18 protein-coding genes are annotated in these 22,483 nt (G+C 69.1%); 12 read left to right on the plus strand and 6 right to left on the minus strand.

Annotation, left to right across the window (positions count from 1 at the left end):
• The first annotated feature begins 391 nt into the window (after nt 1-391).
• The gene (locus ACZ56E_RS15305; protein ID WP_471214388.1) at nt 392-1,555 is read left to right on the plus strand and encodes a S1 family peptidase; all 1,164 of its coding nucleotides are present in this window, start codon (nt 392-394) and stop codon (nt 1,553-1,555) included.
• Nucleotides 1,556-1,601: 46 nt separating this feature from the next.
• Here ACZ56E_RS15305 and ACZ56E_RS15310 read toward each other — a convergent pair whose 3' ends face one another.
• The 4 genes from ACZ56E_RS15310 to ACZ56E_RS15325 all read right to left on the minus strand — a co-directional run bounded on the left by ACZ56E_RS15310 (nt 1,602) and on the right by ACZ56E_RS15325 (nt 5,296).
• Nucleotides 1,602-3,317: an FAD-binding oxidoreductase gene (locus ACZ56E_RS15310; protein WP_471214390.1), complete on the minus strand. Its 1,716-nt coding sequence runs from the start codon at nt 3,315-3,317 to the stop codon at nt 1,602-1,604.
• Nucleotides 3,318-3,525: 208 nt separating this feature from the next.
• Nucleotides 3,526-4,257, minus strand: coding sequence for a hypothetical protein (locus tag ACZ56E_RS15315; RefSeq protein ID WP_471214392.1), 732 nt, complete (start codon nt 4,255-4,257; stop codon nt 3,526-3,528).
• Between the two features lie 5 nt (nt 4,258-4,262).
• Nucleotides 4,263-4,514 carry a DUF397 domain-containing protein gene (locus ACZ56E_RS15320; RefSeq protein WP_471214393.1) on the minus strand — a complete coding sequence of 84 codons (252 nt, stop codon included), beginning with the start codon at nt 4,512-4,514 and terminating at the stop codon, nt 4,263-4,265.
• Nucleotides 4,511-5,296 (minus strand): helix-turn-helix domain-containing protein, encoded by a 786-nt coding sequence (locus tag ACZ56E_RS15325; protein WP_471214395.1) that lies wholly within the window; start codon nt 5,294-5,296, stop codon nt 4,511-4,513. Before ACZ56E_RS15325 ends, ACZ56E_RS15320 begins: the two co-directional genes overlap by 4 nt.
• Nucleotides 5,297-5,428: 132 nt before the next feature.
• On the opposite strand from ACZ56E_RS15325, the gene ACZ56E_RS15330 reads away from it, so the two are divergent.
• On the plus strand, nt 5,429-5,965 hold the full coding sequence (locus ACZ56E_RS15330) for an ATP-binding protein (RefSeq protein WP_471214396.1): 537 nt from the start codon (nt 5,429-5,431) through the stop codon (nt 5,963-5,965).
• A gap of 534 nt (nt 5,966-6,499) precedes the next feature.
• Here the strand turns inward: ACZ56E_RS15330 and ACZ56E_RS15335 are convergent.
• Nucleotides 6,500-7,138, minus strand: coding sequence for a hypothetical protein (locus tag ACZ56E_RS15335; protein ID WP_471214397.1), 639 nt, complete (start codon nt 7,136-7,138; stop codon nt 6,500-6,502).
• A gap of 168 nt (nt 7,139-7,306) precedes the next feature.
• On the opposite strand from ACZ56E_RS15335, the gene ACZ56E_RS15340 reads away from it, so the two are divergent.
• On the plus strand, nt 7,307-7,891 hold the full coding sequence (locus tag ACZ56E_RS15340) for a hypothetical protein (RefSeq protein WP_468602564.1): 585 nt from the start codon (nt 7,307-7,309) through the stop codon (nt 7,889-7,891).
• Between the two features lie 88 nt (nt 7,892-7,979).
• Here ACZ56E_RS15340 and ACZ56E_RS15345 read toward each other — a convergent pair whose 3' ends face one another.
• A complete protein-coding gene (locus tag ACZ56E_RS15345) occupies nt 7,980-11,879 on the minus strand; it encodes a GH92 family glycosyl hydrolase (RefSeq protein ID WP_471214399.1) in 3,900 nt (1,299 codons plus the stop codon).
• A gap of 158 nt (nt 11,880-12,037) precedes the next feature.
• Between ACZ56E_RS15345 and ACZ56E_RS15350 the strand changes: the two genes are divergently transcribed.
• The 9 genes from ACZ56E_RS15350 (at nt 12,038) to ACZ56E_RS15390 (ending at nt 22,436) form a co-directional block, all read left to right on the plus strand.
• Nucleotides 12,038-13,012 carry an epimerase gene (locus ACZ56E_RS15350; RefSeq protein WP_471214400.1) on the plus strand — a complete coding sequence of 325 codons (975 nt, stop codon included), beginning with the start codon at nt 12,038-12,040 and terminating at the stop codon, nt 13,010-13,012.
• A gap of 346 nt (nt 13,013-13,358) precedes the next feature.
• Nucleotides 13,359-14,792: an N-acetylglucosamine/diacetylchitobiose ABC transporter substrate-binding protein gene (gene ngcE / locus ACZ56E_RS15355; RefSeq protein ID WP_471214401.1), complete on the plus strand. Its 1,434-nt coding sequence runs from the start codon at nt 13,359-13,361 to the stop codon at nt 14,790-14,792.
• 116 nt (nt 14,793-14,908) lie between these two features.
• A complete protein-coding gene (locus ACZ56E_RS15360) occupies nt 14,909-15,856 on the plus strand; it encodes a carbohydrate ABC transporter permease (protein ID WP_471214818.1) in 948 nt (315 codons plus the stop codon).
• 21 nt (nt 15,857-15,877) lie between these two features.
• Nucleotides 15,878-16,771, plus strand: coding sequence for a carbohydrate ABC transporter permease (locus tag ACZ56E_RS15365; RefSeq protein ID WP_468602556.1), 894 nt, complete (start codon nt 15,878-15,880; stop codon nt 16,769-16,771).
• Between the two features lie 150 nt (nt 16,772-16,921).
• Complete coding sequence (locus tag ACZ56E_RS15370) at nt 16,922-18,184, plus strand: extracellular solute-binding protein (RefSeq protein ID WP_471214403.1); 1,263 nt, start codon at nt 16,922-16,924, stop codon at nt 18,182-18,184.
• A 27-nt stretch (nt 18,185-18,211) separates the two neighbouring features.
• Nucleotides 18,212-19,159: a carbohydrate ABC transporter permease gene (locus ACZ56E_RS15375; protein ID WP_471214404.1), complete on the plus strand. Its 948-nt coding sequence runs from the start codon at nt 18,212-18,214 to the stop codon at nt 19,157-19,159.
• Nucleotides 19,159-20,031: a carbohydrate ABC transporter permease gene (locus tag ACZ56E_RS15380; protein ID WP_468602550.1), complete on the plus strand. Its 873-nt coding sequence runs from the start codon at nt 19,159-19,161 to the stop codon at nt 20,029-20,031. The genes ACZ56E_RS15375 and ACZ56E_RS15380 overlap by 1 nt, the downstream gene beginning before the upstream one ends.
• A gap of 87 nt (nt 20,032-20,118) precedes the next feature.
• Nucleotides 20,119-21,096 (plus strand): DMT family transporter, encoded by a 978-nt coding sequence (locus tag ACZ56E_RS15385; protein WP_471214405.1) that lies wholly within the window; start codon nt 20,119-20,121, stop codon nt 21,094-21,096.
• Nucleotides 21,097-21,236: 140 nt separating this feature from the next.
• A complete protein-coding gene (locus ACZ56E_RS15390) occupies nt 21,237-22,436 on the plus strand; it encodes an ROK family transcriptional regulator (protein ID WP_468602540.1) in 1,200 nt (399 codons plus the stop codon).
• The last annotated feature ends 47 nt before the right edge of the window (nt 22,437-22,483 follow it).

Raw genomic sequence — 22,483 nt, forward strand, 5'->3', positions numbered from 1 at the left:
GGCGGACGTCCCGGACGCGCCGGGCAGGGGGACGGCCGTGTCGAGCTCCCCGCGGATGTCCTCGTACTCGGCCCGTCGGAGAGCCGGGATGACGAGAAGCAGCCGCTGGGGCGGGAGCAGGCGGAACGCCTCGGCCAGTTCGCCTCGCGACCCGTCTCCTGACAGGCGGATGTTCTCCGGACAGTGACAGTGCACCACAACACCGGCTCGCATGAGCCGAGTTGCCCGGAGTCGAAGCGCTGCCCGGCGAACGGCCGAGATGTGTCGGCGATAGTCCGGACTTGGTCTCACCGGCTCTTTACGATGTCCCGCACTCTGAAGCAGGTACGAGAGCGCTCTCAGAAGTTCGGCTTCCCATCGCCCGCCCGTTGGCACGACGAGAGGTTCCCCTGTGAGACGCAAGACCAGCACACGCCTCGGCCTGTCCGCCTTCCTCCTGACCGCCACCTGTGCCGCCACCGGCCTCGCCCCCACCGCCGCCGCCGACTCCGGCCCCGCCGCCGCACCGGTGTCCAAGGCGCCCGCCTCCGACGGTCTTCTCCGGGCCATGGAGCGTGACCTCGGGCTGTCGCCCGCCGCCGCGCGGGAGCGGCTCGCCGATGAGCGGCGGGCCGTCAAGACCGAGCGTGCGGCGCGGAAGGCGGCCGGTGCGGCGTACGGCGGGGCGTGGTTCGACGCCGGGAGCGGGCGGCTCACCGTCGCCCTGACCGAGCGGGAGGTCGCCGCCGACGTGCGCGAGGCCGGCGCCGACGTCCGGTTCGTCGCGCACAGCGCCGCGCGCCTCGACGCGGCGAAGAAGCGCGTCGACCAGCTCAAGGCACCTAAGAATGTGGCCAGTTGGCGGGTCGATCCGCGGGCCAACCGCGTCGTCGTCGACGTCGTCGAAGGACACCGTGCCGACAACGATGTCAGCACCTTCCTCCGGCGCGCCCGCGCCACCGCCCCCGTCCGCGTGGACACCGTCCCCGAGGCGCCGAGCACCTTCGCCGCCGGAACCGTGGGCGGCGACCCGTACTACACCGGGAACGTCCGCTGCTCCATCGGCTTCTCCGTGCACGGCGGCTTCGTCACGGCCGGACACTGCGGCGGCGTGGGCGCGAGTGTGCGCGGCTGGGACGGGTCCGCCATCGGCTCGTTCCAGGGCTCCTCGTTCCCCGACAACGACTACGCGTGGGTGTCGGTCGGCAACGGTTGGTGGACAGTGCCGGTCGTGCTCGGCTGGGGCGCCATCCCGGACCGGCTCGTGCGCGGCTCGGCGGAGGCGGCCGTCGGGTCGTCGATCTGCCGCTCCGGCTCCACCACGAAGTGGCACTGCGGCACGCTTCTCGCCAAGAACGAGACGGTCAACTACTCGGGCGGCGCCGTCGTCCGGCAGCTGACCAAGACCAGCGTGTGCGCCGAGGGCGGCGACTCGGGCGGCTCGTTCATCAGCGGCGACCAGGCCCAGGGCGTGACGTCCGGCGGCTGGGGCAACTGCAGCAGCGGCGGCGAGACGTGGTATCAGCCGGTGAACGAGATTCTCCAGCGCTACGGGTTGCGGCTCCACACCGCGTGACCCGAGGTGCGCCCGGCGCGTGCAACCGCCGGGCGCACCCCGCTCGTCATCGTGCGGGGCGGATCGCCAGCCGGTGCCGGAACTCGTCGCGCGGGTCGTACTTCGCCTTCACCCGTTGCAGACGCGGGTAGTTGGCCTTGTAGTACAGCGTGTACCAGGGCACGCCCGAGGTGTTGTACTCAGGGTCGGCGAGGTCCGCGTCCGGGTAGTTGATGAACGCGCCGTCGCTGACGTCACCCGGCACCGGGACGCCGCCGCTGTCGGCGTACACGCCGCTGTAGAGCGAGCGGACCCAGGCGATCTCGCGGCTCCCGTCGCGCGTCGCCGCGTCCCACCCGGCCATGTAGACGGCCTTGAGGATCGAGTCGCGCTGGGCGACGGCGGTCGCGTCGGGCGCGACGTCGCGGGCGGCGCCGCCGTACGCGACGAGCCACAGGGTGCCGCTCATGCGCTCGGCCGGGTCGTCGTCCGGCCTGAGGTGCTCGTGCAGGACGTCGAGCTGCCGGTCCGTGAAGGTCTTCCGCAGGTACGCGCTCTTCACCTTGAACGGCGTGGAGGCGGTGTCCGTGATGGAGGAGAGGGCGTTCAGCCACGACAGCGGCGGCTTGCGGATCGCGGGCGCCGCGCCCACGCCCCGGCCGACGGCGGCGATGTAGTCGTCCACGAGCCGTTCCGCGCCGGGCACGGCCGTGTCGATCACCCCGGCGAGGACGGCGCCGGAGCCCGCCGCCTGGGTGGTGTTGACCATCAGCACGCTGAACAGGCTCGCGTACGGCGAGCCGGGGTCGCTGTTGCGCTCGTGCCACTCACCGTGGTTGCGCATCAGGGCCTTGAAGCCCCGCGCGTCGAGGTCCTTCCAGGTCCAGCCCGCCCGGAAGGCGAGGAAGGAGCCGGGGGCCTTGGGCAGCAGCTTCGTCGGGTCGTCGCCCCGGGCGCCGGGCGTGCGGAACCAGTAGCGCGTCACGATGCCGAAGTTGCCGCCGCCACCGCCGGTGTGGGCCCACCACAGGTCGTGGTGCGGGTCGTCGGGGTCGCGCCGCGCGACGACGGCGCGGGCGGTGCCGTCCTCGTCCACGACGACGACCTCGACGGCGTGCAGATGGTCCACGGACAGGCCGTCGCGCCGCGACATCACGCCGTACCCGCCGCCGACCACATGTCCGCCGATGCCGACCTCGGCGGTCGCACCCGCCGGAATGGTCACCCCCCACCCCAGGAACAACTCCCGGTACACCTCGGCCAGTTGTGCGCCCGGCTGTACGCAGAAGGCCCGCTGCTTCGCGTCGTACGAGATCTCGCGCATCGGCGACATGTCGATGACGGCCTTGATGTCCGGGTGGTCGACGAAGTCCTCGAAGCAGTGGCCGCCGCTGCGCACGGCGATGCGCCTGCCCTCGCGCACGGCACGCTGGACAGCATCGACGACCTCGGCGGTGGAGTGCACCACGCGGTAGTAGTCGGGCTTGCCGATGAACCGCCCGTTGCAGCCGCGCTGGGTGAGGGAGAGGTAGCGGGGGTCGTCGGGACGGATGGGGTCGGTGGGGGCGCCGGTCACGCCGACTGCGGCGGCCGACGCTCCAGGCGCGCCGCCTGCCGTGGCCGGTGCTCCCGTCGCGCCGACTGCGGCGGCCGCGGTGCCGGCGGGCGCGAGGACCGGCGCCGCCAGCGCCGCCGCGCCGCCCGCCGCTGTGGCCGCGAGCACGCGCCTGCGGCTCGGGCCGGGTGCCGTTCTCGTTCCCTCTTCGGTGCCTGGCTCTGTCATGGGTCGTCCCCCGAACGGTGAGGTGTGGTTGACCCACCACCCTCACGACGCGTGTGACCCCGCACATCCACCGTGCGGCCAAGCGGCACGTGCTCCGCAGGGTGCAGACGGACCCCTTAGGGGTGGGCCCGCAGACGGAGCGCTTTCCGGCCACCAGGTCCGGTCGAGGAACCGGCCGCACAGACCCGGGCCTGAGCCCCGGCGCGGGTCACTGGGCCGCGAGGACCTCTTCCGCCATCGCGTCTTCCGTGACGGCGCCCGACGGTGCGGCCACGCGGAAGGGCTTCCCGAAGTCGCTGTACGTCTCGTCGAGGTCCTTGGCCGGATGCGTGACCCGCAGGAGGAAGGGTGTGCCCTTGGCGGCGATGTGGAACTCCAGGAGCCCTTCGTCCACCTTGTACGAGATCTTGGTGGCGGGCCGCCCCTGAAGGGTCTCCGACCGTCGCGTCGGGGTGAGCTCGGCGAGTTCGTCCAGGGAGGGCATACGTTCCTCCAGCCACGCCCGCCGTGTCTTCACCTCGCACATGGTGCGCATGGCCGAGGTGGCGTCCGTGCCGCGCTGCACCCAGCGGTCGGCCATCACCTCCACCTGCCCCGGTTCCTCGGCGGCTTCGGGCGACAGCTCAAGCGCTTCCTTGCTGCCTCGCGAGTAGAACGCGGACGAGGTGACGACGAAGTCGAGCGAGGCGCGGCCCTTTCGGGCATGCGCCTCGCACACCGCCTTGTCGCCGCCCACCGCCGTGCGCAGCACCGTCGTCCCCTCCGTCTTCATCCGGCGGGTCGAGCTGAGGTAGTCCTGGGCGAGGGTCGTCCGGATGGCCTTGCCGACGACCTCGGCGTCTCCGCCGCCGCCCGCCGTCTTCGCCTTGTCGGAGCCGCACCCGGTGAGTGCGATGAGGGCGGCCGTCGCGGCCGCGACAGCTGTGGTCGTTCTTGGCATCAAGTTCAGGTGCGATCTTGGGAGAGGGTCAGGAAGGAGGTCCAGGCGTCCGGGGCCACCGTGAAGTGCGGGCCGTCCGGATTCTTGGAGTCACGGACGTGTACGGCGGTGGGGTGGGCGGCGATTTCGAGGCACTCGCCGCCGTCGCTGCCGCTGTAGCTGGACTTGCGCCAAGCGTACGCGATCTCCAGGCACTGGCCGCCTTCATCGCCGCTGTAGCTGGACTTGAACCACTCAAGCGCGGTGCTGCCGCTCATTGCTCTCCTAGCAGTCGGTCCAACAGGTCCCTGGTGTCCTCGGAGTTCCGGGCCTGTGTCCGCAGCATCGCATATTTCTGCGCCAGGATCGCTACCTCGTCTGGATCAGCGATGAGGCGGCTGCCACGTTGGGTTTCGGTGTACGCCAGCCTCTGGTGGTCAGGTGTCTCCAGTAGGACGAAGGGGCCGTTGAGCCCGGCGTGAGTAGTGCGTCCGAGAGGCAGGATCTGCAGGGCGAGGCCAGGGAGTTCGGCGTACTCGCGCAGGTGGCGGAGCTGCTCGTAGTACACCTCCTGACCGCCGAGGCGATCTCGCAGTGCCGCTTCCCAGATCACGAAACTCGTTGTCGGCGGAACCTTCCGATGCAGAATTGCCTGGCGCTCGATCCGGGTTGTCACGTGCTGTTCGATCTCGTCCTCGTCGTACACGGGGACCCGACTGCTGAACACCGCCCGTGCGTACCCCTCAGTCTGCAATTGCCCAGGCACGAGCAGGCTCTCGTACACGGAGATGGCGATCGCCTCGCGCTCGCAATCCAGGTACTCCTCCGCCCACCTCGGGACCAGGTCCACCTCCGGCATGTGCTCGACCGCCGTCTGCAACGTCCGGTTCGTGCCGAGGAAATCGTCCAGCTGGACCGCCAGGTCCATCTTCAGGGGACGCCGCCCCTGCTCGATGGAGGCGATCAGCTCCTCGCTGATGAGCAACTGCTTGGCCAGCGCCCGCTGTGTGTAGCCGGCCGCCTCCCGGTGGACGGCGAGCAGCGCGCCCACCATCTTCATCGCCGACGCGTTCCTGCGTGACCGTGACCGTCGCTTTGGGCTGCTCATACGGTTCAACTCCCCAACAGAAGCCGTGCCTTCACACAGTGAACCCGTACATACCAGCTGTACGGGTTCACGCAGTGCTCCATCATGGCCACGGAGGGTGACACTCGTCGCGTGAACCGAGAAAGTTTCTACCGGCGCGAACGCCAGTCCATCCCGGCGGCCCGCGCGTTCGCCGCCGCCGCCCTCGTCGACTGGGGGATCGACGGCGAGCGCGCGGACGATGTGACGCTCTGCGTCAGCGAGCTGGCGACCAACGCCCTGCTGCACGGCGTCCCGCCGGGGCGGGGATTCCGGCTGCACCTGAAGCACGCCGACGGCGTACTCCGCGTCGAGGTGCACGACAGCGGCGGCGGCTGGCCCCGATGCGGCGGCATCGAGGACGACGACGCCGACGACGAGTCGGGGCGAGGCCTGCTGCTGGTCGCCGCGCTCACGGACAAGTGGGGCGTGACGGAGCGCGACCCGGGCAAGATCGTCTGGTTCGAGATCAATACCGGCGTCAGTTCCCGAGCATGCCCTCCAGCGCGTGCCCGTACTCGCGGTAGCGCGTTCGCGCCTCCGGGCGAGCAGGTGAATCGGGCAGCAGGAGATCAGCCAGGAAAGCGACCCGCCACATCCTGAACACCTCCCGCCGGGCGGCCGCGTCGCTGTCCGACGCCCCCACGACCAGCCCGGTCGCGATCCGCAACGCCTCGGCGATCAATTCCGCGCCCCGCGCGACCTCGGGGCCGCGCGCGATCGCTGCGTCGACCAGCGCCTGGAGAAGCCGGGTCAGCTGCAGATCAGCACCCAGGCGGCTCATCCGCCGCACCGCGACGGGATCTTCGAGCCGGGACGACACCTCTTCGTAGCCGGAGGACCACAGCAGCAGGGACGGCGCCGCCACGGCGTGATCCCTCGCGTAACCCAGTTCATCGAAGATCGCCATGACCGGCTCCGTGAAGTCACCGACGTCCCGGATCGTCTCCAGGAGACGCGTCACGTCGTCCCGACGCTCCGACACGAACTCGCCCACGGAGACGTCCGCGAGCGACCAGGTCCCGGTCGCGGCGACCGCGCCGATCTCGATGATCCCACCAAGTGGTCCGAAGACGGCACGGCCCAGAACGCTCTCCGACATGTCCTCGCCCCCTGAAGACGCAGGACTCATTTCGTCTAGTGCGGCTGCTTCTTGCTGACCATGTGGGCCACGCCGAAGGCGCCCCCCGCGGCCACGGCGAGGCCCGCGAGGGCGACACCGTTCTCCAGGCGCTCCCACCAGAACTTGTGCGGGGCCATGGGCTCGTGTTCCAGCACCGCTTCGAGCAGGTCGGTGCCGCCGGCGTCGAGGATGGTGAACACATAGCCGTTGGCGACGCCGAAGTACGCGCCCAGCGCGGCGAGGATCGCGGCCCAGATGTGCGGTCCGGCGTCACGGCCGCCGGTGCGGCCCACGACGGCTCCGACGGTCACCGCGAGCACGGCGGCGACGGCCAGATAGCTGGCCTGGAGGCCGCCCTGTGACAGATCTTCGTTGGAGGCGAGCAGGATGCCCGCGTAGACGAGCCCGAGGCCTCCCGCGACGAGCAGGCCGAGGAAGAACGCCTTGCCGGGCTTCGCGCCGCCGCCGGGCGGCGGGAAACCGGGGGCGAAGGGGTAGGGGTGGCCGGGCTGCATCGGCTGCATGGGCTGCATCGGCTGCTGCTGGTACGGGGCGGCCGGATAGCCGTACCCCGGCTGCGGCTGCCCGGGCTGCTGCCCGTACGGGTTGTGCTGCGGCGGCTGTGGCTGCTGTGGCTGCCAGGGCTGGTTCATGTTGCCGTTTCCCCCGATGGTGAATGCGATCCCCGCGCAGGTGTGCGCGGGCGGCGCCCAAAGTACCAACATGGCGCGATCCGGTAGCCTGCCCCGGGCTCTTCGCCCTTCAAGCAACCGTTCGCATTGTCAGACAATCTGCGCATTCTGTTTTCGGGGGATCATCACATGCGTGTCCGTCGCGCCGTCGGCGCCGCCACTCTCGCTCTCGCCGCCATAGCCGTGCTCACCGGCTGCACCGACAATCCGAACGACAAGGCCTTCGGCGGCCTCGGCGGCGACATGCCCTCGGCGCCCTCCATGCCGAGCATGCCGAGTCCGTCGCTCACGCTGAGCCCGCCGAGCGGGCTGCCCAGCGACCCCGGCACCTCCTCCGGAGGCAGCTACGGCGGCGGCTACGGCGGCAGCACCTCCACTCCCACCGCGCAGCCCTCGTACAACGCGGACGCGCTCAGCGAGGTGATCGGCGAAAACTGCCGGTACGAGCGCTCCGCCGGGCGGATCAGCTACGACGTCGACATCCAGAACGCGTCGTCCGACTTCGCCTACCGGTACAACTTCACGGTGGAGTTCAAGGTCGGCGAGTCCGCCAACTCCGCCGTCGCGAGCCGGAGCATCGGCTCCCGGTTCGAGACGGTGACGGTCACCTCGGGCGGCGACCGCTCCGTCACGGTGCACGCCTCGCACAGCACCAACGACCGGCTCGTCTACTCCTGCCAGGTGACCTCCGCCACGAAGTCCCCGTCGTCGTAGAACGGAAGCGCGGGGACGGGGTGAACGCGACCGCGCCACACCCGTCCCCGCGCCATGCCCCTCCCCGCGCCGACGACCTTCCGTCGGATCAGCGGAGCAGTTCCACCTCCGCCAGCGTCGCGGAGCCGTCCGGCACCAGCCGGTAGTGGTCGTACGTGCCCGGCCTGGCGACCGTGAAGACCCGGGTCTGCCGGTCCCAGGCGAAGGACTCACCGGACCGCTTGTCCAGCCGCTTCCAGGTCTCGCCGTCCTTCGAGCCCTGGAGCACCCAGCCGCGCGGCGCCTTCGCCCGGTCGGCGGACGACGTCAGGGTGTACTGGACCGCCTTCGTCCCCTTGGCCGCCGGCAGGTCTATCGCCGAGCCCGCGGCCGACGTGGCGTCCGTGGCCGACGTGTCGTCGAAGAGCGCGCCCTCACCCTTGAGGGCATCCTTCCGCGGTGACGGCACCTTGTCGTCCTGCGTGATCGACACGGGCTGGGCGTTCTTGCCGCTGCCCCACGCCGACGGCTTCGGGCCCATGTCGAACTCCAGGACCCCGCCGCGCGCGACGATCTCGTGGGGGAGCGCCGTCGACTTCCACGCCTTGCCGTTGACCTTGAGCCCCTGCACGTACACGTTCTCCGCGCTGTTCTTCGGCGCCTTGACGACGAGGTCGCGGCCGTTGTCCAGGTGCACGGTCATCTTCGTGAACTGCGGCGAGCCGATGGCGTATTCGCCGCTGCCCATGACCAGCGGATAGAAGCCGAGCGACGAGAAGAGGTACCAGGCCGACTGCTCGCCGTTGTCCTCGTCGCCGTGGTAGCCCTGCCCTATCTCGCTGCCGGTGTAGAGGCGGCGGAGGACCTCGCGGACCTTCTCCTGCGTCTTCCACGGCTGCCCGGCCGCGTCGTACATGTACGCGGCGTGGTGGGCGACCTGGTTGGAGTGGCCGTACATGCCCATGCGTACGTCACGTGCCTCGGTCATCTCATGGATGACGCCTCCGTAGGACCCCGCGAACTCGGCGGAGCCGGTCTCCGGAGTGGCGAAGTACGTGTCGAGCTTGGTGCCGAGTTCCTTGCGGCCGCCGTACAGGTTCGCCAGGCCGCGCGAGTCCTGCGGGGCGGTGAAGGCGTACCCCCAGGCGTTGGTCTCGGTGTAGTCGTGGCCCCACACGCGCGGGTCGAACTTCTCCGAAGGCACCCGCCAGACGCCCTTCGCGTCCTTGCCCTGGAAGAAGCCGGGCGGCGTGCCCGCCCCGGCCGCCTTGTCGTCGAAGAGGTGCACGTAGTCGCGGGCGCGGTTGAGGAAGTACTCCGACTCGTCCTTGTAGCGCTTCTCACCCGTCTTCTTGTAAAGGGCGGCGCCCATGCGGGAGATGCCGTAGTCGTTGAGGTAGCCCTCCAGCGCCCACGACAGGCCCTCGTGGGTTTCGCTCGGCGTATAGCCGAGGAACGGCGACGTCTTCATGCCCTTGCGGCCGACGCCCGCACTCGGCGGGACGACCGTCGCGTTCTTCAGCGCGGCCTCGTACGCGGCCTTCGCGTCGAACTTCACGCCCTTCACGTACGCGTCGGCGAACGCCACGTCCGACGACGTGCCCGTCATCAGGTCCGCGTAACCGGGCGAGGACCAGCGCGAGGTCCAGCCGCCGTCCTTGTACTGCTGCACGAAGCCGTCGACCAGCTCACCCGCCTTCTTCGGAGTGAGCAGGGAGTAGGCGGGCCACGTCGTGCGGTACGTGTCCCAGAACCCGTTGTTGACGTACGGCTTGCCCTCGACGATCTTCGCGCCCGTGTGGGTCGGGGTGTCGGGCCCGGTCTGCGGCGAGAACGGGGAGGCGTACTTGTACGTGGTCTTGCCGCCCGCCGACCGCACCTTCTCGAAGCCGGAGTTGGGGTACAGGTACAGGCGGTAGAGACTAGAGTACAGGCTCGTGCGCTGGCTCTCGCTCGCGCCCTCGACCTCCACCTTGCCGAGGATGTCGTCCCACTGCTTCTGGGCCCGGTCCTTGACGCGGTCGAAGGAGGTGCCGGACGGGATCTCCTGGGCGAGGTTGGCCTTCGCCTGGTCCAGGCTGATGAGGGATGTCGCGAGCCGCAGGTTGACCGTGCGGTCCTTGCCGGGCCGGAAGCGCAGATAGCCCGTGACGTCGCCGCCACCGCCGCCCTCCAGCTTGCCGCCCGCGGTGACGGGGGAGTCGAAGACGCCGTACACGAAGAGCCGCGTCGCGCCCGTGGACAGGCCGGACTTGACGTCGGAGAAGCCGGAGACGATCCCCTTCTCCTTGTCGAGGGTGAGTCCGCCCTTCTCCGAGACATTGTCGAAGATGACGCTCGCGTCGTCACCGGGATAGGTGAACCGCATCATCGCCGCGTGGTCGGTCGGCGCCATCTCGGCCTTCAGGCCGTTCTCGAACGTCACGCCGTAGTGGTGCGGGCGCGCCGTCTCCTTCTCGTGCCTGAGGGGCAGCGCCCGCTTGGTGCGGGACGCGCTCGGCGTGTCCTTGTCGACGGACGGCATCAGCTGGAAGGTCTGCCGGTCACCCATCCACGGGCTCGGCTCGTGGCTCGCGCTGAACGCCTGGATCGTCGGCAGGTTGTCGTCGTTGTTGCCGCGCGCGTAGTCGTACAGCCAGCTCAGGGAGCCCGCGTTGGTCACCGGTGTCCAGAAGTTGAAGCCGTGCGGGACCGCGGTGGCCGGGAAGGTGTTGCCGCGCGAGAAGCCGCCGCTGGAGTTGGTGCCGCGCGTCGTGTCGGCGTAGTCGGAGGGGTGCGCCTTCGGCTTCGCCGGGGCCTTCTCCTTCAACGACACGTCGTCGAGCCAGCCGCGGAACTTCGCGGGCCCCTTCGGGGCGTCGTACGCCAGCAGGATCCGGTCGACCGTCTTGCCGCCCGCGACCCGCCCGATGCGCGCCTCGACGTTGTTCCACTGGTTCACGTAGAGCGCCTTGGACGCGCCCTGGCCCTGCGGGGTCAGCGGGAAGCCGTGCTGGTCGACGGCGCTCAGGTCGCTGAGATACGTGCCGTCGGTGAAGGCGAGGTCCACGGAGACGTTCGTCGCCTGATAGTCGAGGTCGCCCTCGGCCATCGAGGGGAAGACGCGGTAGCCGAGCTCGGTGTTCCGGCGCACCTTGACGTCGACGTCGAAGACCTTGTTGTACGAATAGCCGCGCCCGGCCACCTTGTGGCTGCCCGCGTACCGCAGCGCCTGCTTCCCCGTGAACCCGGCACGGGACTTGGCGGTGGGGGAGCCGCTGGGCCCGCGGTCCACCAGGCTCAGCATGTCCTCGGGCGCGGGGGCCTCCGTGCCGCCCACCGACAGCTGGAGGTCGGCGAGCTGAAGGGCGTCCGCGGCGCCGTTGTTCGCGGTGACGTCGAGGCGGTAGTGCGCGTACGCCGTCGCGTTCTGAAAGTCGTACTTCTTCGTCTTGTGCCGGCCGTCGAAGGTCTCGCCCTTGCGCTCGTCGAGGACCTTCCACTCCTTGCCGTCCGTCGAACCCTTGAGGGTCCAGTCCTTCGGGTCGCGCGGCGCGTGGTCGTTGGCGGAGGTCAGCGCGTACGTCACGGCCTTGGCGGGGCGGTCCAGCTCGAACTCGACCCAGCCGTCCTTGGCGAACGTCAGCCATTTGCTGGTCGCCTCGCCGTCGACGAGGTTCGCGGCGACCTCGCCGGAGCCGGTGTTCTCGCCGCTCGCCCGGACCTCGGTGACGTGGTCGTTCACACTGCCCGGGAGCCCGGAACTGAACTCGCCGTTCACCCCGGACGCCTTCTTCTTGCCGTCGGGACCCGTCTCGACGGTGCTCAGCCAGTCCGGCAGGGCCTCGCCCGCCTCGAAGGACGAGGCGAACTCCCGCTCCGCACGGGGCGGCCGCTCGGGCTCGGCGACGGCGGCGCCCTGAGCGGCCACGACGACCGCGAGCGCGAGCGCCGGCGCGCCGATGACGACTGCCGGACGATGGTGTCTGTAGCGGGATCTGCGTGCGGTGTTGCGTGCCGAGTACGGCATCCCCGAGCCCCTCCTTGCGAGTTGGACAACGTTGTCACGATCGCTGCGCAAGGTCTAGTAGGGCGGCAAGTGTCAAGTGGTGTCAAGGGTGCTGACGGGGCAGCGGATATGGACCCGTCGTACGCTCGCCGTACGGCATCGGCGTCAGGGGAGGGCCAGTGAAGATCGTGCTGCCGGGAGGGACCGGCCAGGTGGGCGGCGTGCTGCGGCGCGCGCTGACCGCCGCAGGACACGAGGTCGTGGTCCTGACCCGACGTCCGGTGCGGGACGGGGAAGTCCGGTGGGACGGCCGGACGCCCGGCCCCTGGACGGAGGCGGTCGACGGCAGTGATGTTGTGATCAACCTCGCGGGCCGCAGCGTCAGTTGCCGCTACACCGACGAGAACCTCCGCGCCATGATGGACTCGCGTGTGGACTCTGCACGCGTGGTCGGCGAGGCGATCGCCGCTGCCAGGAAGCCGCCCCGGGTCTGGCTCCAGATGAGCACGGCGACGATCTACGCCCACCGTTTCGACGCGCCCAACGACGAGGCCACCGGTGTGATCGGCGGGGCCGAGCCCGGCGTCCCCGGCTACTGGGCGTACAGCGTCGAGATCGCGCGGAACTGGGAGCGGGAGCAGGAGCGGGCCGCGACGCCGCGGACGCGCAAGGTGGCCCTGCGGTCGGCGATGGTGATGAGCCCCGACCGCGGCGGCGTCTTCGACTACCTGCTGTGGCTGGCCAGGCTCGGCCTCGGCGGACCGGTCGCGGGCGGCAACCAGTACGTGTCCTGGATCCACGACCGTGACTTCGTCCGCGCCGTGGAGTTCCTGATCGACCGGGACGACATCACCGGTGCGGTCAATCTCGCGGCCCCCGGCCCGCTGCCGCAGCGGGAGTTGATGCGCGTGCTGCGCGGCGCCTGGGGCATGCCGGTCGGGCTGCCCGCGACGCGCTGGATGGCCGGGCTCGGCGCCTTCGCGCTGCGCTCCGACACAGAACTCCTCCTGAAGAGCCGGAGGGTGGTGCCCGGCCGGCTGACGGAGGCCGGGTTCCGCTTCGACCACGGTGCCTGGCCGCCGGCGGCAGCCGACCTCGTGGACCGGGCGCGTCGTGAGCGGTCCCGCTCCCGGCGGAACGCGGCACGTTCCTGAGCGCGGCCGCGGCACGTCCCCGAGCACGGCCGCGCCCCGCACCCGGCCACTCGGGTGACCCGAGGGAAAGTCCATGGAAACCGGCGCGAAAGTCCACGCTTTCGGACGGTGATGTGCGAGAGGTTCGACCGGGGATCGTCGCAGGTCTCAACTCGGACAAGGCTGCCGGGCAAAGTCGTATTCGATCTTGCCCACCCGACCGCGAGTGGACTATACCTGTCCGCGTCCGACGTCAACTGCCCTGGCCGGTGGGAGAACCCGGCGCACGACCCCAGCTTCACACCACCGCGGTGCCGGGGAGGGTCCGGTTCACCGCCTGAGTCCTGGAGAAGGCGAGGACTTGAGCATGGGATCCACCAGCGTCAACCGTCGTGATGTCATGAAGAGGGCGGCGGCAGCCGGGCTGCTCGCGGTGCCGGCCGTGGGGGCGCTCAGCTCCTGCGCCAGCGGAGGCGGCGAGGAGAACAAGGCCGAGAAGGGCACGAAGTCCAAGAAGAACCCGCTCGGGGTCAAGGAGGACGCGGGCCTCTCGGTCTACATCTTCAACGGCGGATACGGCGACAAGTACGCCCAGTTCGTCACGGACATGTACGCCAAGAAGTACCCGAAGTCCGACGCCGAGCAGAAGTCCACCGAGAAGATCGCCACCCAGGTCCAGCCGAAGATCGTCCGGGGCAAGCCCACGGCGGACGTCGTCAACAACAGCGGCGCCGACCAGATGAACCCCGGCAAGCTGGTGCACAACAAGCAGGTCGCCGACCTCAGCGAGGTCCTTGACGCCCCCTCCTGGGACGATCCGGACGTCACCGTGCGCGAGACCCTGGTGCCGATCGTCGAGGAGATGGGCCGCTTCGGCGGCCGGGAGTGCTACAGCCTGAACATCGCGCTGACGGTGTACGGCAACTGGTACTCCAAGAAGCTCCTGGAGGACGGGCTCGACTCCTCGTATCCCAAGACCTGGGACGAGATGCTCGCCGTCTGCAAGAAGGCCAAGGCCAAGGGCATCCACGGCTGGAGCTACCCCGGCGGCCACCCGCGCTACATGTTCTTCAGCATGTACGCGATGTTCGCCCAGCGCGGCGGCCGCGAGGTCACCACCGCCATGGACTACCTGGAGCCGGGCGCCTGGAAGCACGACGCGGTCAAGGACGTCTTCGAGGCCTGGGAGGAACTGGTCGCCAAGAAGTACGTGCTGACCGGCTTCGACGGCACCGAGGCGCACACCGAGATGCAGACCGCGTGGACGAAGGAGGGCAAGTGCCTCTTCGTGCCCAACGGCTCCTGGGTGGAGAACGAGGCCAAGGACACCACGCCGAAGGACTTCCGGATGACGGTGGGCGCGACGCCCTCCCTGGACTCCGGCGACAAGATGCCGTTCGGCACCCTCTTCGCCCCGGCCGGTGAGCCCTTCATCGTCCCCGCCAAGGCCAAGAACCGGCAGGGCGGCCTGGAGTGGCTGCGGATGATGTACAGCAAGGAGGCCGCGCTCAACCTCTTCAAGGAGATCGGCTCGATGCCGGTCGTGAAGGGCGCCATCGACGGCCTCGAGCTTCCCTCGGGCGCGGCGAGCGCGCAGGCGGCGATCAAGGCCGCAGGGGAGAACGTGGTGATCCCCAAGTTCTACGACTGGTACAACGAACTGTTCCGCGAGGACTTCAACAACATGATCCACAAGTTCATGCAGGGCCAGATCGGCACCAAGCAGGCCATGGAGACCATGGAGAAGGCCTCCCAGCGGATCCTCAAGGACCCCGACATCACCAAGGTCAAGAAGGCCTGAGCGGCGTGAAGACCGACACCCGGGTGGCCGGCACCCCACCGCCGAAGCCGACGAAGAAGCGGGCGGAGGCCACACCTCCGCCCCGCCCGGCCAACTGGCCGCTGCTGTGTCTCGCGATGCTGCTGCCGCCCCGCTTCACCCCCCGCCGCGTCCGCTACGACCGGCGCTACCGCACGCTCGACAAGTACCGCTTCATCGTCGGCTTCCTGGCCGTGCCGCTGGGGTTCTACGCGCTGTTCGTCATCTCGCCGTTCCTCCAGGCGATCTACTACTCGTTCACCGACTGGTCCGGCGGCCCCGTCGCGAACTTCGTCGGGTTCGACAACTACCAGAAGATGTGGAACGACGACCGCTTCTGGGACTCGCTCCAGGTCAGCACCCTGCTCCTGGTCATCGCCCCGGTCGTCACGCTCGTGCTCGGCATGTTCTTCGCCTTCATGATCACCTCGGGTGGCCGGCACCGCAGGGGACAGGCCATCGCGGGCGTCGCGGGCTCCTCGGTCTACAAGGTCGTCTACTTCTTCCCGCAGGTCCTGTCCGTCGCCATCATCGCCGTGGTGTGGGGCCGCGTCTTCAACACCAACAGCGGCCTGATCAACGGCGGCCTCGACAAGGTGGGTGTCGACGGCCCCGCCTGGCTCGGCGGCGACCAGACGCTCGGCCTCGTCGCGCTGCTCACCGTGATCAGCTGGAGCTTCGTCGGCTTCTACGTCGTGCTGTTCTCCGCGGCGATGGGCGCGATCCCCAGGGAGATCTACGAGGCGGCGCTGCTCGACGGCGCCGGCCGCGCCCGCACCTTCTTCAACGTCACGCTCCCGCTGATCTGGGACACGGTGCGCACCGGCTGGATCTACATGGGCATCCAGGCCCTCGACACCTTCGCCATCTGCCTGGTCATGGTGCCGCCGCACGTCCTGAAGGTGACCCCGGTCTTCCTCTACGAACGGTTCCGGGACGGCCAGTACGGCTACGCCACCTCCATCGGCGTGGTCCTCCTCGTCCTGAGCATGGCGTTCTCCCTGATCGTCATGCGGGTCGGGAACCGCGACCGGATCGAATACTGAGACCGCGGGAGCCACTGCATCATGACCACCACGACCACCACCGCGCCCCGCCCCGCCACCACCGACGCGCCCCGCCGCGAGAAGGAGACGGGCACCACCCTCAACGTCTTCTCGCACGCCTTCCTCGTCCTGTGGGTGATCCTCGCCGCCGGGCCCCTGATCTGGGTCGCCCTCACCGCGCTCCGCCCGTCGGCCGAGATCCTCAGCGACCCGATGGGCTGGCCGGCCTCCTTCCACTGGGAGAACTTCACCAACGCGTGGAACAAGGCCAACATCGGCCAGTACACCCTCAACTCACTGATCATCCTCGCCGGTTCACTGACCGGCACCATGCTGCTCGGCTCGATGGCGGCCTACGTCATCGCCCGTTTCACCTTCCCCGGCAACCGCGTCGTCTTCATGCTGTTCGCGGGCGGCATGATGTTCCCCGTCATCCTCGCCCTGGTGCCGCTCTTCGCGGTGATGGAGAACTTCGGCCTCCTCGACACCCGGCCGGGGCTGATGATCGCGTACATCGCGTACTCACTGCCCTTCACCACCTTCTTCCTGACCTCCTTCTTCCGCACGCTGCCGACCGGTGTGCAGGAGGCGGCGATGGTCGACGGGGCCTCGCACACCCGCACCTTCTTCCAGATCATGCTGCCCATGGCCAAGCCCGGCCTCGTCAGCATCGGCATCTTCAACTTCCTCGGCCAGTGGAACCAGTACCTGCTCCCGCTGCTGCTCAACAACGAGGACGAGAAGAGCTACGTGCTGCCGCAGGGACTCGCCTCGCTCGCCGTCTCCCAGGGCTACCGGGGCGACTGGGGAGCGCTCTTCGCGGGCCTCACCATCGCCATGCTCCCGGTGCTCGTCGTCTACGCCGTCTTCCAGCGACAGGTACAGGCCGGTCTGACGGCGGGAGCCCTCAAGTGACCAGGTGAGGCAGGTGATTTCAGCTTGGCCACGAAAGTGGTCTAGGCCTGTCGAGGCGAATCGGGCCGTGAGTAGTGTCTGCGCCACGGCGCCGCGGGGGGCGACTGGAAGCGCTCAAGTCGACACCGATGTCGAAGGGTTGAAAACAGCATGAGGAACCGAATGGTCGCCACCGGCGCGGCAACGCTCGCCATGGCGCTGGGACTTACCGCCTGCGGCGGCGACAGCGACAGCGGCGACAGCAAGACGATCAAGCTCGTCGCCGCCGACTACGGGGACAAGGCGTCCAACGCCTCGAAGGTGTACTGGGCCGAGGTCAAGAAGGAATTCGAGGCGGCCAACAAGGGCTACAAGGTCGACGTCCAGGTCATCAACTGGAACGAGATCGACAAGTCCGTCAAGAACATGATCCAGGCGGGCAACGAGCCCGACCTGCTCCAGACCGGCGGCTACGCCGACAAGGTCGCCGACGACCTGCTCTACAAGGCGGACGAGGTGATGTCCGCCAAGACGCGCGACAACCTCATCCCCAGCTTCGCCAAGGCCGGCGAGGTCGACGGCACCCAGTACGGCATCCCGTGGGTCTCCTCCAGCCGCGTCATGTTCTACAACAAGTCCGTCTTCAAGAAGGCCGGCATCAAGTCTCCGCCGAAGACCTGGGACGAACTCGCCGCCGCCGCGAAGAAGATCAAGGCCAAGAAGGCCGCCGAGACCCCCTATGCCCTGCCCCTCGGCCCCGAGGAGACCCAGGGCGAGACGATGATGTGGGAGCTCGGCAACGGCGGCGGATACACCGACGCGGACGGCAAGTACACCATCGACAGCCCGCAGAACGTCGAGACCTTCGAGTGGCTCAAGACCAACCTGGTCAAGCCCGGCCTCACCTACGCCAACCCCGCCTCCACCGACCGCAAGACGGCCTTCGCCGACTTCGCGGCCGGCAAGGTCGGCATGCTCAACGGCCACCCGAGCCTCATCCAGATGGCCAAGGGGGGCAAGGTCGACTACGGCGTCACGCCCATCCCCGGCAAGGAGGGCCCGCTGGAGTCCACCCTCGGCGTCGCCGACTGGATGATGGCGTTCAAGGACGGCGGCGCGGAGAAGGAGGGCGTCAAGAAGTTCCTGGACTTCACGTACTCCAAGAAGATGCTGGCGTTCGACGAGATGTACAACCTGATGCCCGTCACCCAGGACGCGCTCAAGGAGATGCAGACCAACGGCAAGCACAAGGACCTGGAGCCGTTCTTCGAGGTGCTGCCGAACGCGAAGTTCTACCCGCTGGGCGACACCTCCTGGGACCTCGTCTCCGCCGAGATGAAGAAGACCGGCGGCAAGGCCGTCTCCGACGACCCGAAGCAGATACTCGGCGACCTCCAGAAGAAGGCGGAGTCGGCGGCGGCCGACGCCAAGTAGCGGCCGACGCCGAACAAAGGAGTTTCCGTGTCGCTGAAGGCCCCTCCGCCCCCGGCCGGGTCCGGCCGGGGACGGGGCGGGCGCGCACCCAGGCCGGTGAGCCGCCGCAGCGGCCTGGCCCGGCTCGGCCCGCTGCCCTGGATAGCGCCCGTCATCCTGCTGATCCTCGCCGTGGTCGTCTGGCCCGTCGTCGAGCTGATCCGCACCTCGTTCCTCAACATCTCCATCTCCGGCAAGGTGCGCGGCAGCGCCGGGACCGACAAGTTCAAGAAGCTCTTCGAGGAGAGCGACTTCGGCGCCGTCCTCACCTGGACCGTGATCTGGACGCTCGTCGTCGTCACCGCGACGATGCTGCTCTCGCTCGCCCTCGCCCAGCTGTTCAACCAGAAGTTCCCCGGCCGCCGCATCACCCGCTGGGCACTCATCGCGCCCTGGGCGGCCTCCGTCCTGATGACCGCCATCGGCTTCAAGTGGATGCTCAACCAGACCGCGGGTGTGCTCAACACGCTGATGCTCGACCTCGGCCTCATCGACAGCTCCAAGGACTGGCTCGGCAAGCCGGAGACCGCCTGGCCGTGGATGATGGCCGTCGCCGTCTTCGTGTCGCTGCCCTTCACCACGTACACGCTCCTGGCGGGTCTGCAGACCATCCCGCAGGACGTCTACGAGGCGTCGCGCATCGACGGGGCGGGGACCTGGCAGACGTACCGCCACATCACGCTCCCGATGCTGCGGCCCGCCTTCCTCGTCGGCGTCGTCATCAACCTCATCAACGTCTTCAACTCCTTCCCGATCATCTGGGCCATGACCCAGGGCGGCCCGGGCTACGACACCTCCACGTCGATGGTGTTCATGTACAAGCTGAAGGAGACCGACATCGGCGAGTCCGCGGCCATGTCGGTCGTCAACTTCCTGATGGTCGTGGTGCTCGTGCTGATCTTCCTGAAGGTCAGCCGGTGGAACGAGGAGGACTGATGGCCACCGCGACGGCGACCCGCCCCGCGCCGAAGAAGGGCCGCACACCCAAGCGCGCCTTCCGGCCCCGCACCCTGGTCATCACGGCCTGCGCGTGGCTGCTCGCCGCGATCTTCCTCGCGCCGTACCTGGAGATGATCGTCACCGCGCTGCGCCCCAAGGAGGAGCTGCGCGACCGCACATACCTGCCCCAGAACCTGGAGTGGGCCAACTTCATCGACGTGTGGAAGGAGTCCGAGCTCGGCCAGAACCTCCAGGTGACGCTGCTCGTCGCGGGCGGCGCCACCCTGCTGGTCCTCCTCGTCTCCCTCCCCGCCGCCTACTACACGGCACGCATGCGCTACCGCGGCCGCAAGCTCTTCCTGCTCCTGGTCCTCGTCACCCAGATGTTCCAGCCCACGGCGCTCCTGGTCGGCCTCTACCGCCAGTTCCACCAGCTGGACATGCTCAACTCGGTCTGGACGCTGATCCTCACCAACGCGGCGTTCAACCTCGCCTTCGCGGTGTGGATCCTGACGGCCTACATCAGCTCGATCCCGCCGGAGCTGGAGGAGGCCGCCATGGTGGACGGCACCAGCCGCTTCGGCGCCATGATCAGGGTGACGCTGCCACTCGCCCTGCCGGGCGTCGTCACGGCCGTGATCTTCACCTTCATCACGTCCTGGAACGAGTTCGTGATGGGCCTCACCCTGACCACCGAACCGGACAAGCAGCCGCTGACAGTCGGCATCAACAACTTCATCGGCAACTACACGGTGCAGTGGAACTACCTCTTCGCCGCGTCCGTCGTGGCGATCGTGCCGGTCATCGTGCTGTTCGCGTTCATCGAGAGGCATGTGGTGAGCGGGTTGACGGCGGGGTCGGTGAAGTAGGCGACACGCAATCGGGTGGAATCCCGCGGTCCGCGCGTGATGATCTTGTCCTGGCCCAGACCCTGTGATGTCCAGGAGGACGCGATCATGAGCCGGCGGACGGAAACACGAGCAGGAGCGATACCAGCGGCGGCACCGGTGACGAGCGGTGGTCCCGCGCCGGCGGACAAGGGGGTGGGCGGTCGCGTGCTCGCGGCCGCCTCCGTCACGGTGGTCCTGTGGGCCTCGTCGTTCATCTCGATCCGCAGCTCCGGCGAACACTTCGGACCCGGCGCCCTCGCCTTCGGCCGGCTCGCGGTGGCGTCCCTCGTGCTCGGCGCCATCCTGCTGGTCCGCCGCGAGGGGTTCCCGCCCCGCGAGGCCTGGCTCGGCATCGCCGCGTCGGGCGCCCTCTGGTTCGGCGCGTACATGGTCGCGCTGAACTGGGGCGAGCGCGAGGTGGACGCCGGCACGGCCTCCATGATCGTCAACGTCGGGCCGATCCTGATGGCGCTCCTCGGCGGCTGGCTGCTCAAGGAGGGCTTCCCGCCCAAGCTGATGGCGGGCATGACGGTCTCGTTCGCCGGGGCCGTGGTCGTCGGCATCGCCACCTCCGGCGGCGGCGGGTCGTCCTCCCTCCTCGGCGTGCTGCTGTGCCTGGTCGCGGCGGTGGTGTACGCGGTGGGCGTGGTGCTGCAGAAGCCGACGCTGAAGCACGCCACACCGCTCCAGGTGACGACGTTCGGCGCGCTCGTCGGAGCGGTGGCGTGCCTGCCGTTCGTCGGGCAGTTCGTGTCGGAGGCGGGCCGGGCCCCGATGTCGGCGACGCTCCAGGTGGTGTATCTGGGCGTCTTCCCGACCGCCCTCGCGTTCAGTACATGGGCCTACGCCATCTCCCACAGCACCGCGGGGAAGATGGGCACGACGACCTACGCGGTGCCGGTGCTCGTCATCCTCATGTCGTGGCTGTTCCTCGGTGAGGTGCCGGGCTGGCTCGCGCTCCTCGGCGGTCTCCTCTGTCTGTCCGGTGTCGCGGTGTCCCGCATGCGGGGCAAGCCGCGCAAGGAGAGCTCCGCCGACTCCTGATTTCCCTCAACGACTTGACTGCGGCAGCTCCTTCAGCGGAGTTTGGAGTTCACAACTTGTACATGGCCCGGTACCCGTTCCAGAGGCCGGTGTCACGGGGGACCACAGGTCGCCCGAATGAGGGCAAAGGGTGAGAGTCAATGGAGACTCCGGGGTCGCAGTCGTCTCTGCACCGGGCCAATCTCGAGCGGGTCGTGCGCGCGGTGCGGCTCGCGGGATCGCTCACGCAGGCGGAGATCGCGAGGACGACGGGCCTGTCGGCCGCGACGGTCTCCAACATCGTCCGGGAGCTGAAGGACGGCGGGACGGTCGAGGTCACGCCCACCTCGGCCGGCGGCAGGCGGGCCCGCAGCGTCTCGCTCAGCGGTGACGCGGGCATCGTCATCGGCGTCGACTTCGGCCATACGCACCTGCGCGTGGCGGTCGGCAACCTCGCCCACCAGGTGCTCGCCGAGGAGTCCGAGCCGCTGGACGTGGACGCGTCCGCCGCACAGGGCTTCGACCGGGCCGAGCAACTGGTCAGCAGGCTGATCGCGGCCACCGGTGTGGACCGTACGAAGATCGCCGGAGTGGGGCTCGGCGTGCCCGGACCCATCGACGTCGAGTCCGGGACCCTCGGCTCCACGTCGATCCTGCCGGGCTGGACCGGCACCAAGCCCGCGGAGGAGCTCGCCGGCCGCCTCGGCGTGCCGGTGCAGGTCGACAACGACGCCAACCTCGGCGCGCTCGGCGAACTGGTCTGGGGGAGCGGCCGCGGGGTCAAGGACCTCGCGTACATCAAGGTCGCGAGCGGTGTCGGCGCCGGGCTCGTGATCAGCGGGCGGATCTACCGCGGCCCCGGCGGCACCGCCGGCGAGATCGGGCACATCACGCTCGACGAGTCGGGCCCGGTCTGCCGCTGCGGCAACCGCGGCTGCCTGGAGACCTTCACCGCCGCCCGTTATGTTCTGCCGCTCCTCCAGTCGAGCCATGGCACCGACCTGACCATGGAGCGGGTGGTCGGCCTCGCACGCGACGGCGACCCCGGCTGCCGGCGCGTGATCGCCGATGTCGGGCGGCACATCGGCAGCGGCGTCGCGAACCTCTGCAACCTCCTCAACCCCTCCCGTGTCGTGCTCGGCGGCGACCTCGCCGAGGCCGGTGAGCTGGTGCTCGGGCCGATCAGGGAGTCCGTCGGGCGGTACGCGATCCCGAGCGCCGCGCGTCAGCTGTCGGTCCTGCCCGGAGCGCTCGGCGGCCGCGCGGAGGTGCTCGGCGCGCTGGCCCTCGCGCTCAGCGAGATGGGGGATTCAACCCTTTTGGACGGAACGCTGCCTGCGACCGCACCTGCCTTCACTTAGATAACGCATGGCACCGTTGTCATCTCGTTAAGGATTTACTCCTTGAC

This window comes from Streptomyces sp. NPDC039480, assembly GCF_055597165.1.

What these genes read in the sequence shown, in the direction of transcription:
- ACZ56E_RS15340 (WP_468602564.1), top strand. Translation starts at nt 7,307, where the DNA reads ATGCGTGTCCGTCGCGCCGTCGGCGCCGCCACTCTCGCTCTCGCCGCC.
- ACZ56E_RS15325 (WP_471214395.1), bottom strand. Translation starts at nt 5,296, where the DNA reads ATGAAGATGGTGGGCGCGCTGCTCGCCGTCCACCGGGAGGCGGCCGGC.
- ACZ56E_RS15320 (WP_471214393.1), bottom strand. Translation starts at nt 4,514, where the DNA reads ATGAGCGGCAGCACCGCGCTTGAGTGGTTCAAGTCCAGCTACAGCGGC.
- ACZ56E_RS15370 (WP_471214403.1), top strand. Translation starts at nt 16,922, where the DNA reads ATGAGGAACCGAATGGTCGCCACCGGCGCGGCAACGCTCGCCATGGCG.
- ACZ56E_RS15390 (WP_468602540.1), top strand. Translation starts at nt 21,237, where the DNA reads ATGGAGACTCCGGGGTCGCAGTCGTCTCTGCACCGGGCCAATCTCGAG.
- ACZ56E_RS15315 (WP_471214392.1), bottom strand. Translation starts at nt 4,257, where the DNA reads ATGCCAAGAACGACCACAGCTGTCGCGGCCGCGACGGCCGCCCTCATC.
- ACZ56E_RS15365 (WP_468602556.1), top strand. Translation starts at nt 15,878, where the DNA reads ATGACCACCACGACCACCACCGCGCCCCGCCCCGCCACCACCGACGCG.
- ACZ56E_RS15330 (WP_471214396.1), top strand. Translation starts at nt 5,429, where the DNA reads ATGGCCACGGAGGGTGACACTCGTCGCGTGAACCGAGAAAGTTTCTAC.
- ACZ56E_RS15380 (WP_468602550.1), top strand. Translation starts at nt 19,159, where the DNA reads ATGGCCACCGCGACGGCGACCCGCCCCGCGCCGAAGAAGGGCCGCACA.
- ACZ56E_RS15345 (WP_471214399.1), bottom strand. Translation starts at nt 11,879, where the DNA reads ATGCCGTACTCGGCACGCAACACCGCACGCAGATCCCGCTACAGACAC.
- ACZ56E_RS15385 (WP_471214405.1), top strand. Translation starts at nt 20,119, where the DNA reads ATGAGCCGGCGGACGGAAACACGAGCAGGAGCGATACCAGCGGCGGCA.
- ACZ56E_RS15310 (WP_471214390.1), bottom strand. Translation starts at nt 3,317, where the DNA reads ATGACAGAGCCAGGCACCGAAGAGGGAACGAGAACGGCACCCGGCCCG.
- ACZ56E_RS15335 (WP_471214397.1), bottom strand. Translation starts at nt 7,138, where the DNA reads ATGAACCAGCCCTGGCAGCCACAGCAGCCACAGCCGCCGCAGCACAAC.
- ACZ56E_RS15360 (WP_471214818.1), top strand. Translation starts at nt 14,909, where the DNA reads ATGCTGCTGCCGCCCCGCTTCACCCCCCGCCGCGTCCGCTACGACCGG.
- ngcE (WP_471214401.1), top strand. Translation starts at nt 13,359, where the DNA reads ATGGGATCCACCAGCGTCAACCGTCGTGATGTCATGAAGAGGGCGGCG.